This is a genomic window from Pseudomonas sp. AB39(2026) (genome assembly GCF_059831485.1).
In genome coordinates, this window is sequence record NZ_CP195212.1 from 4,717,599 (window position 1) to 4,732,417 (window position 14,819).

The 14,819-nt window shown below is 60.1% G+C and carries 17 protein-coding genes; 6 read left to right on the forward strand and 11 right to left on the reverse strand.

Annotated elements, in window-relative coordinates:
* Positions 1–75 precede the first annotated feature (75 nt).
* The 4 genes from ACSAMW_RS21810 to ACSAMW_RS21825 are packed head-to-tail and all read left to right on the forward strand — an operon-like array spanning position 76 to position 3,093.
* Positions 76–741, forward strand: coding sequence for a DUF2491 family protein (locus ACSAMW_RS21810; RefSeq protein WP_500592042.1), 666 nt, complete (start codon positions 76–78; stop codon positions 739–741).
* Between the two features lie 12 nt (positions 742–753).
* Positions 754–1,179, forward strand: coding sequence for a DUF350 domain-containing protein (locus tag ACSAMW_RS21815; protein WP_500592043.1), 426 nt, complete (start codon positions 754–756; stop codon positions 1,177–1,179).
* A 16-nt stretch (positions 1,180–1,195) separates the two neighbouring features.
* Positions 1,196–1,924 (forward strand): DUF1190 domain-containing protein, encoded by a 729-nt coding sequence (locus ACSAMW_RS21820; RefSeq protein ID WP_500592044.1) that lies wholly within the window; start codon positions 1,196–1,198, stop codon positions 1,922–1,924.
* Positions 1,925–1,935: 11 nt separating this feature from the next.
* Positions 1,936–3,093, forward strand: coding sequence for a glutathionylspermidine synthase family protein (locus tag ACSAMW_RS21825; protein WP_500592045.1), 1,158 nt, complete (start codon positions 1,936–1,938; stop codon positions 3,091–3,093).
* 18 nt (positions 3,094–3,111) lie between these two features.
* Here ACSAMW_RS21825 and ACSAMW_RS21830 read toward each other — a convergent pair whose 3' ends face one another.
* The 10 genes from ACSAMW_RS21830 to ACSAMW_RS21875 form a co-directional block, all read right to left on the reverse strand.
* The gene (locus tag ACSAMW_RS21830) at positions 3,112–3,804 is read right to left on the reverse strand and encodes a polysaccharide lyase family 7 protein (protein ID WP_500592046.1); all 693 of its coding nucleotides are present in this window, start codon (positions 3,802–3,804) and stop codon (positions 3,112–3,114) included.
* A gap of 184 nt (positions 3,805–3,988) precedes the next feature.
* Complete coding sequence (locus tag ACSAMW_RS21835) at positions 3,989–4,678, reverse strand: glycosyltransferase family 2 protein (protein WP_500592047.1); 690 nt, start codon at positions 4,676–4,678, stop codon at positions 3,989–3,991.
* Positions 4,675–5,274: a methyltransferase domain-containing protein gene (locus ACSAMW_RS21840; RefSeq protein WP_500592048.1), complete on the reverse strand. Its 600-nt coding sequence runs from the start codon at positions 5,272–5,274 to the stop codon at positions 4,675–4,677. Before ACSAMW_RS21840 ends, ACSAMW_RS21835 begins: the two co-directional genes overlap by 4 nt.
* Positions 5,271–6,035, reverse strand: coding sequence for a PIG-L deacetylase family protein (locus tag ACSAMW_RS21845; protein WP_500592049.1), 765 nt, complete (start codon positions 6,033–6,035; stop codon positions 5,271–5,273). The genes ACSAMW_RS21840 and ACSAMW_RS21845 overlap by 4 nt, the downstream gene beginning before the upstream one ends.
* Entirely contained in the window at positions 6,032–7,009 is a 978-nt protein-coding gene (locus ACSAMW_RS21850) for an acyl-CoA dehydrogenase family protein (protein ID WP_500592050.1), read from the reverse strand. Before ACSAMW_RS21850 ends, ACSAMW_RS21845 begins: the two co-directional genes overlap by 4 nt.
* A gap of 104 nt (positions 7,010–7,113) precedes the next feature.
* Positions 7,114–8,676 carry a histidine ammonia-lyase gene (gene hutH / locus ACSAMW_RS21855; RefSeq protein WP_500592051.1) on the reverse strand — a complete coding sequence of 521 codons (1,563 nt, stop codon included), beginning with the start codon at positions 8,674–8,676 and terminating at the stop codon, positions 7,114–7,116.
* Entirely contained in the window at positions 8,673–9,461 is a 789-nt protein-coding gene (locus tag ACSAMW_RS21860) for an ABC transporter ATP-binding protein (RefSeq protein ID WP_500592052.1), read from the reverse strand. The genes hutH and ACSAMW_RS21860 overlap by 4 nt, the downstream gene beginning before the upstream one ends.
* A gap of 17 nt (positions 9,462–9,478) precedes the next feature.
* Positions 9,479–10,216, reverse strand: a complete 738-nt coding sequence (locus ACSAMW_RS21865) for an ABC transporter permease (RefSeq protein ID WP_500592053.1) — start codon at positions 10,214–10,216, stop codon at positions 9,479–9,481.
* 10 nt (positions 10,217–10,226) lie between these two features.
* The gene (locus ACSAMW_RS21870; protein WP_500592054.1) at positions 10,227–10,949 is read right to left on the reverse strand and encodes an ABC transporter permease; all 723 of its coding nucleotides are present in this window, start codon (positions 10,947–10,949) and stop codon (positions 10,227–10,229) included.
* Between the two features lie 145 nt (positions 10,950–11,094).
* A complete protein-coding gene (locus tag ACSAMW_RS21875; RefSeq protein WP_500592055.1) occupies positions 11,095–11,943 on the reverse strand; it encodes a transporter substrate-binding domain-containing protein in 849 nt (282 codons plus the stop codon).
* Between the two features lie 427 nt (positions 11,944–12,370).
* Here ACSAMW_RS21875 and ACSAMW_RS21880 point away from each other — a divergent pair, with 427 nt between their 5' ends.
* Positions 12,371–13,426 carry a diguanylate cyclase gene (locus ACSAMW_RS21880; protein WP_500592056.1) on the forward strand — a complete coding sequence of 352 codons (1,056 nt, stop codon included), beginning with the start codon at positions 12,371–12,373 and terminating at the stop codon, positions 13,424–13,426.
* A 6-nt stretch (positions 13,427–13,432) separates the two neighbouring features.
* Here ACSAMW_RS21880 and ACSAMW_RS21885 read toward each other — a convergent pair whose 3' ends face one another.
* The gene (locus ACSAMW_RS21885; protein ID WP_500592057.1) at positions 13,433–13,660 is read right to left on the reverse strand and encodes a hypothetical protein; all 228 of its coding nucleotides are present in this window, start codon (positions 13,658–13,660) and stop codon (positions 13,433–13,435) included.
* 174 nt (positions 13,661–13,834) lie between these two features.
* Here ACSAMW_RS21885 and ACSAMW_RS21890 point away from each other — a divergent pair, with 174 nt between their 5' ends.
* A complete protein-coding gene (locus tag ACSAMW_RS21890; protein ID WP_500592058.1) occupies positions 13,835–14,764 on the forward strand; it encodes a GNAT family N-acetyltransferase in 930 nt (309 codons plus the stop codon).
* Positions 14,765–14,819: the final 55 nt, after the last annotated feature.

The following is a 14,819-nucleotide window of genomic DNA, read 5'->3' on the forward strand; positions in this document are numbered from 1 at the left end:
GCTAGAGCAGTTTAGGCTGGCTAAAACGGCCAAAGGCGTTATGGTTCATCTCTTGAAACGAGCAGGAGGCAGGCAATGAGCTGGTTAAAACGGGCACTGGGTCTGGAAGCGCCTAAACCCGGAACACACAGCACGGCGGTATCCAGCGCGCTTCAGCCGCCCATGGGGCTGGCGCCCGGTCGCATGGTTTGCATAAGCCCTAACCTCAAGGGGCTGCTGGCGGGAGAGTCCGACGTCGTAGTGCCTGCAGATGACAAGGTATGGGCTGTAGGTACACTGGACCTGGGGCAGTCCAAGCGGCTGGTGCGTTACTACCTGGACAACGAAGACCACTTCATCCAGTTCGTAATGAGCGGCCCAGGCGCCGATGACATCGAAGACATCATTCTTTTCGGCTATTACCAGGTCACGCCTGTGGCGAGCAAGGCAGAGTTATTGCGCCTGGTAGGCCCTGATGCCAAGGTCGGCCTGCCATTCTTCGACCTTGAGGGTGCGCAATACATCCGCCAGTGGGGCAGTGAAGACGGGCAGACCGAATGGGTACCGCTGGTGGAGCAGGTAACCAATCCGGAAGCCTCTTACACCATCAGCCACAACAGCCTGCTGTATGCACGGGACCTGGGCCTGACCAACCGCCGCGAATTTCTGTTCTTCTCGGTAGAGGAGGATGAAGACGGCAATGTCTCGCTGACCGCTTCGGTGGGCGTGTCCCTGCAGCTTACCGACCTTACCGTTCTCTAAAAGGAATGCCTCATGTTCGACGCGCTTGCCCTGTCGCTCAATGCAACGGCTGTATTGGGCTTTATTGTCTACATCGTCGTCGCGGTGGTGTTGTTCGCCCTGTTCCAGTTCATCTACACCCGTGTGACACCGCACCGGGAGTTCGACCTTATCCGGGCCAACAACCCTGCCGCCGCCATTGCGCTGGGTGGCTCGCTGGTGGGCTTTGCCTTACCGGCCAGCAGCATTATTTCCTACAGCGTAAGCGTCCTGGATTTCGTGGTGTGGGTAGTGATTGCCGCGGTGGTGCAACTGCTGGCCTTCTTCGTGACCAGCCGTGTACTCAAGGGGCTGTCTGAGCGCATCGCGCAAGGTGAGCTGGCCGCTGCCATCTATGCAGCATCGGTTGCTGTAAGCGTGGGCTTTCTCAATTCCGCCTGCATGACGCCGTCGGCTTGAACCCAAGGAGCAATCGATGAGACCTCGCAGTTCAGTGCACCTGGTGTTGGCCGGCACGCTACCGCTAGCCTTGGCGGCCTGCGGCCAGCATGATGACAGCGTCGCCTATTCGGCTAAAACCACTTACAAGACTGTGCAGGAATGCGCTGATGCCAAGGTTCCGGTGGACGTGTGTTCCGACGCCTATATGCAGGCATTGGCCGATCATCGGCGCATAGCGCCTACCTATGATGACCAGGCGTCCTGCGATGCCGACTTTGTGGAGGGGTATTGCCAGGCAACGTCTGATGGCAAATTCATGCCCAAGCTGGGCGGGTTCGAACTGGCCGTTTCGGGCCGAGTGCCCAAGGCCGATTACGAACAGGCACAAGCCCAGGCGCAGTCTTCGGGGTTCAATACCAGCGGCCTGCTGACGGGCCTGCTCATCGGCCACATGCTGTCCGGCGGAGGCAATCGCTATTACAGCCAGCCGGTGTATGACACGCGTGATTCAAGAGGCCGGTATGGCAGTTCAACCCTTTCCCGCCAGATCGAGGACGGAAAGACCTTTGGCCGTTCCACCCAGGCCCGAACCAGCGGCACAGGTAGCTACAATGCTGCCACGCTGGGCCGTAGCCTCGGCAATGGGTCAGGTGCGCGCTCGGGCGTAGGGTCTGCTATTTCCCGGGGCGGTTTCGGGCAGCAGGCCACAGCCCGCGGCGGGTGGAGTGGAAAAAGCTCCGGCGGCTTCAGTTCTGGCGGCTGACGGGAGCACGTGTGAAAAAAATCAGCATCGAAGAACGCCCCGGTTGGCGCCGCACGGTCGAGCAGCAAGGCTTTGCGTTTCATACCATTGACGGTGAACGCTATTGGGATGAGCGCGGTTATTACCAGTTCACCGAGGCGCAGGTGTCGACGGATCTGGAAGCCCCCACCCAAGCGCTTCACGCCATGTGCATGGACCTGGTAGAGCGGGTAGTTGAAAGCGAAGAGCTACTGACCCGGCTGGCCATTCCCCCTGCGTTCTTCGACCTGGTGCGTACGTCCTGGAAGGAGGGGCACCCGCACCTCTATGGCCGTTTCGACTTCGCTTATAACGGCACTGGCCCTGCCAAATGCTATGAACTAAATGCCGATACGCCCACCTCTGTATTGGAAGCAGCAGCGGTGCAGTTGCTGTGGCTGGAAGAGCAGGTGGCACGTGGGGTGCTACCGCCCCAGGCTACCCAGTTCAACACAATCGCCGAAGACCTGGTGCGTGCCTTCGCAGCTTTTCCCACAGGCGACCCCTTTTATTTTTCGGCTATTTCAGGCTCCGTCGAGGACCGGGGTACTACAGACTTTCTACGCCAAATGGCGGGCCTGGCGGGTATTCACACCCGGCACATCGACATAGAGGACATAGGGCTCACCGCACAAGGGCGGTTTGTAGACCTGGACGGGCACTGGATACAACGCCTGTTCAAGCTGCACGCCTGGGAGCATATTTTCCAGGAAGCTTTCGGTGCGGCGGTGCCTGCCTGCGATACCCAGTTCGTGGAGCCAGCCTGGAAGGCTATTCTCAGCAACAAAGGCATGTTGCCGCTGCTGTGGTCGTTTAACAAAGGCCACCCAAACCTGCTAGCGACCCATGTCGACACCAACCCTGGCGGAACTGTACCCAAAGGCTGGGTACGCAAGCCCTATTTTTCCCGGGAGGGTGCGAACGTGGCGCTGCATACCCTAGATGGAAAGCTGGTGGTTGAAGGCGGCCCTTATACCGACGCGCCTTACATCTTGCAGGAGTTTGCGCCGTTGCCGCAGTTTGGTGACAGCTATGCCTTGGTAGGCTCCTGGGTGATCGGGGACGTCGCGTCCGGCATCGGCATACGCGAAGACGACACTCTGATCACCAAGGACACCAGCCGCTTCGTGCCCCATGTAGTCGTGGACTGACACCAGCACAACGCTCCGTCAGACTTCTTCCATCCACTCTTGCAGGTCCAGTACCTTCAGGTGAGTACCGTCGTCTTCGGGCTCTTCAGTGGCCCCCTTGTCCACCTGGTTGTAGATACCCATATGGAAGACGTGTGGGCGGTGGGCCCTGGTATTGCTCAGTTTGCCTGTAAGGGTTTTGCTTGATTCGCCCTGGCTCATGGTCACGGCAATGGCGCCTGCCGGGCCTAGTACGATGGTGGCTGTAAAGGGTTCGCTGAGCACCAGGCTGTCGTGAATCATGGTCTTGGGCGGAGAGGCCGTGGAGTCTCCCGTACGCAGGCCAGCTTTGAACACGGCAGTTTTCTTGTCCTTGGTCTCGATAAAACCTTTGAACGTTGGGTCGTTCCCATCATGGCAGTGAGCCTGGATCAGGACGAATGACCCTTTCCAGTTCACTTTGGTGACTTGGGCCGTGATGCGAGCGCAAAATCGCCGTTTACTGTGGAGTGAAAAAGGCTTGCCCTTGAGTTCACAGCGCGTGCGCTTCACGCTCTCGGTGGTGGCACCAGAGGTAGGCGCGCGCAGCAGCATTTCATCTTCGTCACACTGAACAAACGCGCGCACTTTTTCCCATTCATGCCCCGGTACGGTCCAGGCGGTATCCCTGTCCGGGTCGGGGTGCACTTCCGGTGTAGTGATGTCGTATGGGGTAAGGTCGATTCTAGGCATGGCCACCTCCTGTCACAGTCGACGATGCCGGTATCCCGGCTCGTTGCTCAAGACTGTGATCTGGCAAGGAGGCTGTCTAGCTAACGATCTGACAGGTAGGCAGAACCGTTAGATGGCCTTCAGCTGCGCTCCTGAAATAGACCACCCTTCATTTTGCACCGCAGGGCAGCCAAAAAGCGCAGGCTCAGGCCGAACCTGGCTGTACAAGGGTGCCGGCTTGTATGCCTTCGGCCAGGCCCTTGAGGTAATCGCTAAACCCTCCCTGAGCCCGGCAGTCGAAACGCGAGCTGGTGACCACACGGTTAAGGTGGGTCCAGACGATGCGAGCCCCACTGCGTTCCAGGTCCTCGACCAAATGGACATCTTCATGGGCAGTCAAGGGGCGGAAGCCGCCGACGCGACGATAGGCATTGGCACAGATACCCAAGTTGGCGCCGTGGATATGCCGATGGCCGTCACGGTCTTGGTAGGTAGCTGTATACAAGGCTTGAACGTCTTCTGAATGCCCGCTCCAGTCTTCCACGTGTACGGTGCCGCACACCAGTTCGGCCTTGAATGCCAATTGCTTGTATAGCCAATCCTCACCTACCAGGCTGTCTGCGTCCGTACAGGCCAGCCAACGGGCGCCGCGGCCAAGCAGGTAGCTAGCACCAATGCCTCTGGCATGGCCCACGTTGCGGCTGTTCACGCTCAGCGTATGCACACCCAATGCTGTGGCAATGGCCTCGGAGCGATCACTGCACGCATCCAGTACGGCCAGTATTTCCACCTGTTCGCCGTCCAGCCCAGGGTGTCGTGCGGCTTTGAGTACCGTGCTCAGGCAGGCGCCCAGCAATTGCTCTTCGTTGTGAACAGGAACTAGAACGCCGATCATGCAACCACCTCGCTTAAATCGAAGCCAGCCGGCTGGTGGCCCCAAAGTTCCAGAATGAAGTCTTTCTCAAGATGGTGAACCAGCGGTTCTAGTTCCAGCCGCTGCGCTAATACCCGATGCACGTCATGACCGTTCATCGCACACCCTTCGATGGGGTGTAGCCAATGGCAGGCCAATAGCGTGCCTCCTTTGGATAAGCTATGGCTCGCCTGGGCAGCCACCTCTGCCAACGCTTCGGGGGACAGGTAATAACCGACTTCGCTGAACACGATCAGGTCGAACTCGCCGCGTGGCCATTCATGGGGCAAGGCACATTGCTGCACCTCGACACCCGGGAATGCTGAGAGACGCTTTTTTGCCAAGGCCACCGCTTTGGCATTGAAGTCGGTACACAGCAGTGTTTCGCACCGCTGCGCCAAGCCTGCACTGAGTTCTCCGTTCGAGCAGGCCGGCTCGAAGCCGCGGGTGTATCGCTGGCGGGGCAGGCAGGCCAGGATAAGGTCTCGTTTTCGCTTCTCGTACCACCGCTGCCGATAATCCCAAGGGTCGCCGCTGTTGCTGTACAAGCTATCGAAATAGCTTTCAGGGTCTGTCATAGGAACACCACTTCAAAGGGTTGCAGCCAGCGGCGCAGCGCTTCCTCACTGAGTACGGGCGCGGCACCGGTGGTAGGGTCCGGGTGCAGCTGGCTCTGATGGGCCTGCAGGGCTGCGCGCTTGCGCTCCAGCCATTGCGGGGTAAGCAGGAGCCGATGAGCACGGTCCCAGGGTAAGCGATCGTCTTCAGGCGCTGCCCAGTGCCAGGCCCATACGGGAATCTCCAGTACCTCGGCGCCTGCGTCGGCAGCAGCGCCAAGGCAAGCACGGGCGGCCGCTTCATGGTCGCAGTGGCCATCCAGCCGCCATGTGGTGAATACCCGGTCGCCAGGGCGCAATAGCGCACGCAGGCGAGCGATAAGGCCTGTTTCATCCTCGCCTACACGGCTGTCGGGGGCATGAAGGCGATGCCAGGTCAAACTCTCCGGCGCCAGCCCAAGGGCCCGCAAGGCCTGTGCGCTCTCGTCCTCTCGCACTCGGCGAAGGCGTTCTGGCGGCCACTCGGGCGAGTCAGGGTGGCTGCCCTCACCATCGGTTATGGAAATCAGTACCAAGTCTTGGGGCCGGTCTGCCAGGGCCGCCAGCAGGCCACCGCAGGCAATGACTTCGTCATCCGGGTGCGGCGCAACGATCACCACCCGTTGCCCAGGCGGTGCCAACGTGTGCAGGCTGATAGCAGGCACGGCTGCCAGCCGCTGTGAGCCAAGCCAGGCTTCATAGGAGGTTCCGGCAGCCTGGATGAGGTTTTCTGGCTCACTCATAAGCGCCAGTCTCCTGGCTGAGCCTGCTCACGGACCAATGCACCCAACGCGGCGAGGTCGCGTTCTGCATGGCTTTGCCGTACAAAAACAGGCAAGTCGGCAGCCAGGCGTGCGAAGTGGCGGTCACGGCAGTAGGGTGTAGCGCCGAGTGCCCGGCCAACATGGCGAACGACGTGTTCAACGGCCGCTTCCACCTGTGCCCTTACACGGCGCACGGCTAGGGAAGCGTCGGCGCCGGGGTGGTCATCGATCCAGCGTGCACACTCGCGCAAGCTGATGGCGGCGGCTTTCAGGCCGCTATCCACGGCCCCCAGATGGGCTAGGGTATGCGGGTCATCTTTGGCCGAGGTGCGCAGATACTCAGCCAACCTGGCCGCTGCACCGTACCAGCAGGCCGCAATACCAGCGCCCCCTTGCCAGAACCCTGGGCGTGCCCAGTAGCCGTCACCGGTGCACACGACGTCTGCTAGCGTGTCGTCAAAGCAGACATTGAAACTCTGGGTCGCGGCCATGCCGACTGCTGCCCAATGGCCTCCCTGAAGGGTGACAGTGGGTTGGCGAAGTGTTACTGCGGCGAGAAAAGGTGCTCCCTGAGCGGTGGCGACTGTGATCAGTGCACGGTCTACACACGCCGCCCCGGAGCACCATCCTTTGATGCCGTTCAAGCGCAGTGTGCCGTTACCCAAAGGTTCGGCGACCACTTTGGCATCAGGCAGCTCGGCAGCCCAGACGCCCCATAAGGCATTATCGGGTTCATAAGCCGGTGCAAGCTCAGCAAGAATGGCCAAGGCATCGGTGTGGCCTTCGAAGAGCTTCACCAGGGACAGGTCCCACGAAGCCACTTCAGCCAGTGCCTGCCAGCGTGCGAGGGTGTGCCCCGCGCCCGGCAGGGGCAACCTGTCCTTGCCCGCTTCAATCAGGTCGCGAAGCTGCTGGTGAATATCCATGTCGCCAGAGGCGGCTGCTGTAGTCATGAAGCATGTGTCCCTGTCCCGGCGTCTTGTATAAGAGTTGCACAAGCGCAGCGGGTTCAGGGTATTTCATCGGCCAAGGTGCACAAGGTATAAGGGAAGGCGTTTCAGAGGCGTGAAAACGCCGGCGCCTTCTGCAACAACTTGCTGGCCGCGGCAATATCAGGTGCCAGCCAGCGATCTTCGTCATAAGGTGGCACTACCTCGCGCAGCCACTGCCAGGCGTAACCCGTCCCTACACCGAAGCGTTGGCCTTTGAGGAACTCGAAGGCCTGAGCGGCCAGCAGGTACTCGATGGCCAGCACCTGACGGGTGTTGTGCACGACTTTCAGCAGTTTCAATGCGGCGCCGGTACCCAGGCTGAGGTGATCTTCTTGCAATGCGGAAGTAACAAAGTTATCGATCACCGCCGGCTGTGCCAACTGCCGGTTTTCGCCCACAAGGGCGGCTGCCACGTACTGCGCGATCATCATGCCGGAGTTCACCCCCGGCTTTGTCACCAGAAACGCAGGCAGCCCACTCACCAGCGGGTTGATAAGGCGATCCAGCCGACGCTCCGCTACACCTGCCAACTCCGCTATTGCCACACTCATCAGGTCTGCTGCCATGGCAATGGATTCGCCGTGGGGGTGGGCATGGGACAACACCCTGTACGCTTCGGGTGTACCCAGTACCATGGGGTTATCGGTAGCGGCGGCCAGTTCCCGGTCGATCTGAGCCTGCGCGTGAGCCAGCTGATCGCGGCAGGCCCCATGTACCTGAGGGATGGCCCGAATGCTCAAGGCGTCCTGGGTGCGTAGCCCCTGGCTGGTAGCCAGTACTTCACTGCCTGCCAGCAAGGCGCGTAAGTTGGCGCCCACCTGGGCAATGCCCGGGTGGGGCTTGAGCGCCAGCACCGCCTCGTCAAACGCGTCGGTTTGCCCTCGCAGCGCCTCGAAACTCATAGCGCCTATCACATCGGCCCAGTCGGCAAGTACATAAGCATCCGCTAATGCAAGGCAGGCCAGGCCAGTCATGCAAGGCGTGCCGTTGACCAGGCTAAGGCCATCTTTTGCCGCCAACTGAAGAGGCGTGAGGCCTGCCTTGCTCAGTGCCAGTGCGGCAGGTACTTGGCTGCCTTGCCAGAACACCTCGCCAATGCCTAGCAAAGCAATGCCTATATGGGCCATATGGGTGAGGTAGCCTACCGAACCCTGGGCGGGTACGCAGGGCGTAATGCCTTTGTTGAGCAGGGCTAGCAGCCCCTCGACCACAGGCCGCTGGATACCTGAATACCCATGGGCATAGTTGTTGACAGCGGCACACAGGATCGCGCGCGTCTGCTCTTCAGCCAGAACGGGGCCAACGCCACAGGCATGGCTGAGCACGGTATTGCGTGAAAGGCGTGCCAGCTCCGTGCGGTCCAGTGTGAGGTTGCACAGCGCCCCTAGCCCCGTGCTGATGCCGTAGGCCCGTTCACCTTGCTCTACGATACGCTCGACAATAGCGCGGGCATTATCCACCCGAGCCCAGGCGACGGCGGACAGTTCCAGCCGTGCACGGCCACGGGCGACCATGACCACCTGGCGATAATCAAGGGGTCGAGCATCGATGACCACCACAGGCTCCAGTGGCGCCTGAGGGGGCAAGCAGGCCGGGCCTGCCGAAGGTAGTGGCCGAGTCCCGTTCATTGCACGCTCCGCTGCTGGTGGCTGGCCATGAATTGACGCAGGCGCTCACTGGGCAGTCCGTCAAAGACTTCAGTGGGCGTGCCTTGAGCATCTATTACGCCCTGGTGCATAAATACCACACGGTTGGCCACATGCCGGGCAAAGCCCATTTCGTGGGTAACCACCAGCATGGTGCGTCCTTCTTCGGCGAGGGACCGCATTACCCGAAGCACCTCGCCTACCAGTTCAGGGTCCAGCGCGGACGTAGGCTCGTCGAACAGCATCACCTGCGGGTCCATGGCCAGTGCGCGGGCAATGGCCACGCGTTGCTGCTGACCGCCACTCAAATGCACAGGGTAGTAGCCCCGCCGGTCGTACAGGCCCACCCGGTGCAGCAGGCGTTCAGCGTCGTCCAGGCATTCATTACGTGGCCGCTTGAGCACTCGCAGGGGGCCTTCCATGACATTTTCCAGCACAGTCATGTGTGACCACAGGTTGAAGCTCTGGAACACCATGCCCAGTTGCGCACGTAGCCGTTCCACCTGGCGTGGTTGGCTGGCCACAAGGCACTGCCCCCGGCGCTTGAGGGCAATCTGTTCACCTGCTACCCGGATGCTGCCATCGTCCGGCGTTTCCAGCAGGTTGATACAGCGCAGGAAGGTACTTTTGCCTGAGCCACTGGCACCCAGCAGTGAAATGACGTCACCTTTGTGCGCGGTCAGCGAAATGCCCTTAAGTACATGGGCGTTGCCGAATGACTTTTGAATATTGGCCACTTCAAGGGTAGCGAGGGCAGGCTGGGTCATAGAAGCCTCCGGCGGCATCAGGCATCGGTAGAAAGGGGGCGAGCAGGTGAGGTAGGGGCAGGTGTGTTCAAGGGGCGTGCCGGTATCGCCAGGCGACGCTCCAGCCAGGACACCGCACGTACCACCAGGAAATTGATCACCAGGTAAATGAGCGCCGCACAGGCAAACACTTCCAAGGTGCGATAACTACGTTGAATGATCTGCTGGGCTACCCCGGTCACATCCCATACCGTGACCAGGCTCGCCAGTGCGGTAGATTTCACCAGCAGAACGGCTTCGGTGGAGTAGGCTGGCAGTGCCTGGCGCAAGGTGATCGGCCCAATGATCCGGCGCAGCAATTGCCAGCGAGAGAAGCCTACCGCCAAGCCCGCTTCCACTTGCCCTTGGGGCACGCTGAGCAAACCGCCGCGAATGATTTCGGCGGTGTAACCGGCCGTGCACAAGGCCAGCGACAAGACTGCACATGCATAGGGCGAGCGCAGCACAACCCAGGCAACGCTTTCCCTTACGGCGGGAAACTGGCCGAGGCCGTAATAGATAAGAAACATCTGCACAAGCAAAGGCGTGCCGCGAAACAGCGCGATATAACCTCGCGCCGGATAACTGAGCCAGGGGTAACGGCTAACCCGTAGTGCTACAACGATCAGCGACAGGCATAGGCCCAGCGCAAGCGAGGCAAAAAACAGCCCTAGCGTGGTGGGTACGGCAGCTGACAGTTTGAGGAACGTCGTAGCAAGGAAGTCGAAATCAATCATGAGCGGGCCTTCAGCCATGCAGTGGGTTGGCACGGCGGGTGCGCCGTACGCGAGCTTCAGCAACGGCAAATATCCGCCCGCTCAGCCAGGTGAGCACCAGATAGCCCAGCCCACCTACGATGTAGAACGTGAAATAGTGCCGTGTGGACCCTGCCGCCACCTGACTGGCCCGCATCAACTCCACCAGCCCAATCACCGAAATAAGTGCCGAGTCCTTCAGGCTCATCTGCCAGACGTTGCCCAGCCCAGGCAAGGCAATGCGCAGGATCTGTGGAATCAGTACCCGACGCAGGCGCAGTGCGGGGGACATGCCAATGGCGGCGGCGGCTTCCAGTTCGCCTTTAGGTACAGCCAAGTACGCCCCACGGTACACCTCCGCCTGGTAGGAGCCGGAAATCAGCCCCACTGCCAGCGCACCCACGGCAAAGGGCGGCACATCGATATAGCCACTTGCGCCAAACCAGTGCGCTACGGCCGATACAACGCTGGCGCCCCCGAAGTAAAACAGGTAGATCACCAGCAGCTCCGGAATGCCACGAAACAGCAGCGAATACAGCTCGCCCAACCAACGCAGGCTACGCAGGGAAGACAGTTTTGCTGTGGCGACGAGCCCGCCTACCACCGCGCCCACCAGCAGCGCTGCGGCGGTCAGTACAAGCGTCATGCCTGCCGCCTGGAGCAGGGTGAAGCCCCAGCCGTGGTCGGTGAACCCCAGCAGTTCTACAAGCGGCATATAGGTTTCCTTCTTCTTTGGCTTCGCGTGCTGAGCGGCAATCAACAAGCAACAAGCTTTAAGTTCAGCAGCGCCTTGCGTCAGCCTTAAGGGACGCCGCAAAGGCGGGTGCAGTACTACCGTTCAATTGACGTGTTGCAGGCGCTCAAGGGGTGAGATCAACCTTGAACCACTTTTCGCTCAAACGCTTGACGGTGCCGTCGGCAATGGCCTCCTTGAGGGCCGCATCGAAGCGAGCCTTGAGGTCTGCGTCCGCCTGGCGGAAGCCCAGTGCTTCACCCTCACCCCAGATAGGCCCGGCAATCTCCGGGCCGGTGTACACCAGGCCCTGGCTGTCAGGTTTTGCCATGGTTGCGTTGAGGAACGTCACATCATCGAACACGGCGTCAATGCGGCCAGCGCTCAGGTCCAGGATCGCATCGGCCGAGGTGCTGTACTCGCGTACGGTGGCAACGTCTTTGAAGTATTCATCGATAAACGGGGTGTACACCGTGCCTGAAGCGATGCCGATGGTTTTGCCGTCCAAAGCCTTACGCAGCGCTTCCACGGCGGGTTTGATCTGCGCCGGGTCATTGTTCAAGGTAAGGGTATTAGCCTGGCCGGTTGCCCCGGGTAACAGTTTGGCGTCCATGGCCGCAAAGCTGGCCGGCGTACGTGCATAGGGTACCGAGAAGGCCATGACCTGCTTGCGTTCATCAGTAATCACGATGGCGTCCATCAGCACATCGAACTTGCCCGCATTGAGGCTGGCGATCATGCCGTCCCAATTCTGTACCTTGATCGTGCATTGCAGCTTCATGCGCTGGCACAGCACGTCCATAAGCTCGGGTTCGAAGCCGCCGATTTGTCCCCCTGGCAAGGTGAGGTTCCAGGGTTCATAACTGCCCTCGGTAGCAATATTCACGGCGCTCCAGTCTTTGGCATGGACCGCGGTAGCGCTTAGCAGAGTGCCTACCAGTAGCGTTGCAGCCCAGTATTTATGGTGGTGTCCCATTGTCCATATCCTGTGTAGTAGGGAGGTAGCGCGACAGCTGACGGCGCAACGATGTGTAATGTATATCCTTGTATGTACAACCATAAGGCAAGGTTGGGGCCAACTTCTTGGCTAATGCCACAAAGCTTCGTTGTTCAAAAGCCTGCAAGCCTGTAAAGGCCTTTTGGAGCGATATAAGGGCGCGTTAAGCGCACCGTTTCGACACAGGCATCGCTATATTGTTACCGCCGTGCACAGCAATAGAGCAAGGTGCCCTGCCGCTCCCTGGAGCCTGGCAAATCGGGTTTGGGGCCGACGAAGTGTGATCCAGGAATATTGTGGCGTCGATATCAAGGTGACATGATCGCACCCCGCAAGCATCCGGGCTTGCCTGCCAGCGGGTATAAACGCCGCGGCTGATCATCTGGCGAAGGGGAAAGGTCAGGTAATGCGAAGCAGCCGTCGTGAATTGGGCCGTGGTTTTGCCCGTCGAATTTATGGCCCACGTGCCTTGGGCTGCGCCCTCAGCCTGGTGTTTGTGAGCACCGTGACTGCCACCCAAGGCGGCGCCCATCCCCTGATTTGGGCGCTGATGCTGTTTAACGGGCTGGTGTGGCCAACCCTGGCGTACCGGATTTCGCGGCGCAGTGCTGAGTCCTTCATTTCGGAGCGCCGTAACTTACTGATCGATGCTTTGTTTGCCGGCCTGTGGGTAGGCCAGATGGCGCTCAACTTTTTACCTTCGGTGTTGTTGCTGGCTATGGTCGCCATGAATGCGATCGCCGCAGGCGGGTGGGCCTTGCTGCGCCGGACCCTGGCGCTGCAGGCAGCAGGCGCATTTGGCGCGTTAACCCTCACTGGGTTTGAGATCGTGCCGGACACTTCGCGCGTGCAAATGCTTGCCTGTTTGCCCATGCTGCTGGTGTACCCCCTGGCTGTAGGGGGCGCCAGCTACCGGCTGGCCGTGCAACTGGCCGTGCACAAGAAAGCCTTCAAGATCATCAGCACGCTGGATGGCATGACCAGCCTGTTGAACCACACAGCCTGGATGGAACATTTACGCAAGACGTTTCAGGAGTGCCGCACGCACCAGCGCGTGGCGATTCTGGCGCTGTTGGACATCGACGATTTCAAGTCTATCAATGATACCCATGGCCACTTGGTAGGGGATGCGATCATCGCACGCCTGGCATGCCTGTTGCGCGAGGGGTTCGGGCCTGGCGCGATACCGGGGCGTTATGGCGGCGATGAGTTCTGCGTGCTGCTGTTCGATGTCACGGTCAGCCAAGCCTATGACCAGCTCAATGAGATTCGGGCGCGTTTCAACGAGTGGACAGACGGTGCACCGCCGGTGGCTCAGGCCACACTTAGCATTGGGTTAGTCCCCTATTCGCCTAAGTACACCTCGGAGCAGGACTGGATACGGGCCTCGGACCAGGCCTTGTACAAGGCCAAGCACAGTGGGAAAAACCAGTTATGGCTGCAGGAGTTGCCAATCGCCTAGTCTGGTTTAGCCTTTCCAGCCAGGAACAGCCACCCACGGCATGGGCTCTGCAAAGGGCGCGCTGTCACAGCTACGGCGATGCTGGAAGGGTTGGCGGCTTTGCCACCGGCCTTGGCTAGAACCACAGTGGCGGCAGGTGAGGCGGTCGTCACGCAGAGACCAATGGGTCTCCCAAGCGGTGATCGCGTCCATGGCGATGTCGAACGTGGCGATGCTCAATTGGACCGCGGCCATGTGCCACCTCCCTAATGATGAGTAGGGTAGAGCCGCGGCGAAGAAAAAGGTTCGGTCCAGTAGTCAGGATTTCTTCTAACGTCAATACGCATTGCAATTGGGCGGTCCGCCAAGCGTTTCTTCCTGCCACAGACCCAGGTATGGTTCCGGTTCGTCATTATTCCTGAGGTTCCCATGCCTGATAGGCACGTTCAGCCGTTGCTCGAAGCCGATTTGCCCGCCGCGCGCGACGTGGTGCGCCAGGCTTTTGCTGCCTTTATGGGCGTTGCTTCGCCGGGGGAGTTCTGGAATGACCGGGACTATGTGGAAGGCCGATGGCGCGCGCCGCATACCGCGTGGTTCAAGATCGAACAGGATGGCGTAATCGCCGGTGTAGCCGGGGTAGCCCGATGGGGCAACCATGCGGTGGTAGGGCCTGTTGCCGTATTGCCTAAGTACTGGGACCGCAAACTGGCCAAAGCATTGATGGCTGCCGTCGACAAGCAATTGGACACCTGGCAGGTCAGCCATGCCGGCTTATTCACATTCCCGGACAGCCCTCGCCATTTAGGGCTGTATCAAGGGTTCGGCTTTTGGCCCCAGGCGCTGACGGCGGTAATGGAGTGTGAAGCAGTGGGAACGCTAGGCGCACCTCTGCCCACGGTAGCTGCCCTCAGCCTCGCTGACTTTGATGACTGTGCGGCGTTAACCCATGGTATCGCCCAGGGCCTGGACGTAAGAGGCGAGCTGCAAGCCGTAGAAGCTTTGAAACTGGGTGCAAACCTGTTGTTGCGTACGGTGACCGGTGAGCTGGAGGCGTTTGCAGCCTGCCATTTCGGGCCCCGCAGTGAAGCCGGTGAAGGCGTGTGCTATGTGAAGTTTGCAGCGATACGTGGAGGAGAGGAGGCGCCGGCGCGTATGAGCCGCCTGCTGGCGGCCTGCGATAACCTGGCTGTGGCACAGGGCCAGCGATCGCTCATGCTAGGGGTGAACACGGGGAGGCGCCAGGCGTATCAGCAACTGCTGAACGCAGGCTTTGCGGTACGTATTCTGGGCATCACCTTGCATCGGGGAACCGGTGACTATGATCAGCCCCAGAACTGGGTATTCGATGACTGGCGTTGATCAGGCTCAGCCATGCTCAAAGCCAGGCTGGCAGACGCCTTGATGTGGCCAGGGC

Coding starts and splice junctions, on each gene's coding strand:
- ACSAMW_RS21810 (WP_500592042.1), top strand. CDS start 76: ATGAGCTGGTTAAAACGGGCACTGGGTCTGGAAGCGCCTAAACCCGGA.
- ACSAMW_RS21815 (WP_500592043.1), top strand. CDS start 754: ATGTTCGACGCGCTTGCCCTGTCGCTCAATGCAACGGCTGTATTGGGC.
- ACSAMW_RS21820 (WP_500592044.1), top strand. CDS start 1,196: ATGAGACCTCGCAGTTCAGTGCACCTGGTGTTGGCCGGCACGCTACCG.
- ACSAMW_RS21830 (WP_500592046.1), bottom strand. CDS start 3,804: ATGCCTAGAATCGACCTTACCCCATACGACATCACTACACCGGAAGTG.
- ACSAMW_RS21835 (WP_500592047.1), bottom strand. CDS start 4,678: ATGATCGGCGTTCTAGTTCCTGTTCACAACGAAGAGCAATTGCTGGGC.
- ACSAMW_RS21840 (WP_500592048.1), bottom strand. CDS start 5,274: ATGACAGACCCTGAAAGCTATTTCGATAGCTTGTACAGCAACAGCGGC.
- ACSAMW_RS21845 (WP_500592049.1), bottom strand. CDS start 6,035: ATGAGTGAGCCAGAAAACCTCATCCAGGCTGCCGGAACCTCCTATGAA.
- ACSAMW_RS21850 (WP_500592050.1), bottom strand. CDS start 7,009: ATGACTACAGCAGCCGCCTCTGGCGACATGGATATTCACCAGCAGCTT.
- hutH (WP_500592051.1), bottom strand. CDS start 8,676: ATGAACGGGACTCGGCCACTACCTTCGGCAGGCCCGGCCTGCTTGCCC.
- ACSAMW_RS21860 (WP_500592052.1), bottom strand. CDS start 9,461: ATGACCCAGCCTGCCCTCGCTACCCTTGAAGTGGCCAATATTCAAAAG.
- ACSAMW_RS21865 (WP_500592053.1), bottom strand. CDS start 10,216: ATGATTGATTTCGACTTCCTTGCTACGACGTTCCTCAAACTGTCAGCT.
- ACSAMW_RS21870 (WP_500592054.1), bottom strand. CDS start 10,949: ATGCCGCTTGTAGAACTGCTGGGGTTCACCGACCACGGCTGGGGCTTC.
- ACSAMW_RS21875 (WP_500592055.1), bottom strand. CDS start 11,943: ATGGGACACCACCATAAATACTGGGCTGCAACGCTACTGGTAGGCACT.
- ACSAMW_RS21880 (WP_500592056.1), top strand. CDS start 12,371: ATGCGAAGCAGCCGTCGTGAATTGGGCCGTGGTTTTGCCCGTCGAATT.
- ACSAMW_RS21885 (WP_500592057.1), bottom strand. CDS start 13,660: ATGGCCGCGGTCCAATTGAGCATCGCCACGTTCGACATCGCCATGGAC.
- ACSAMW_RS21890 (WP_500592058.1), top strand. CDS start 13,835: ATGCCTGATAGGCACGTTCAGCCGTTGCTCGAAGCCGATTTGCCCGCC.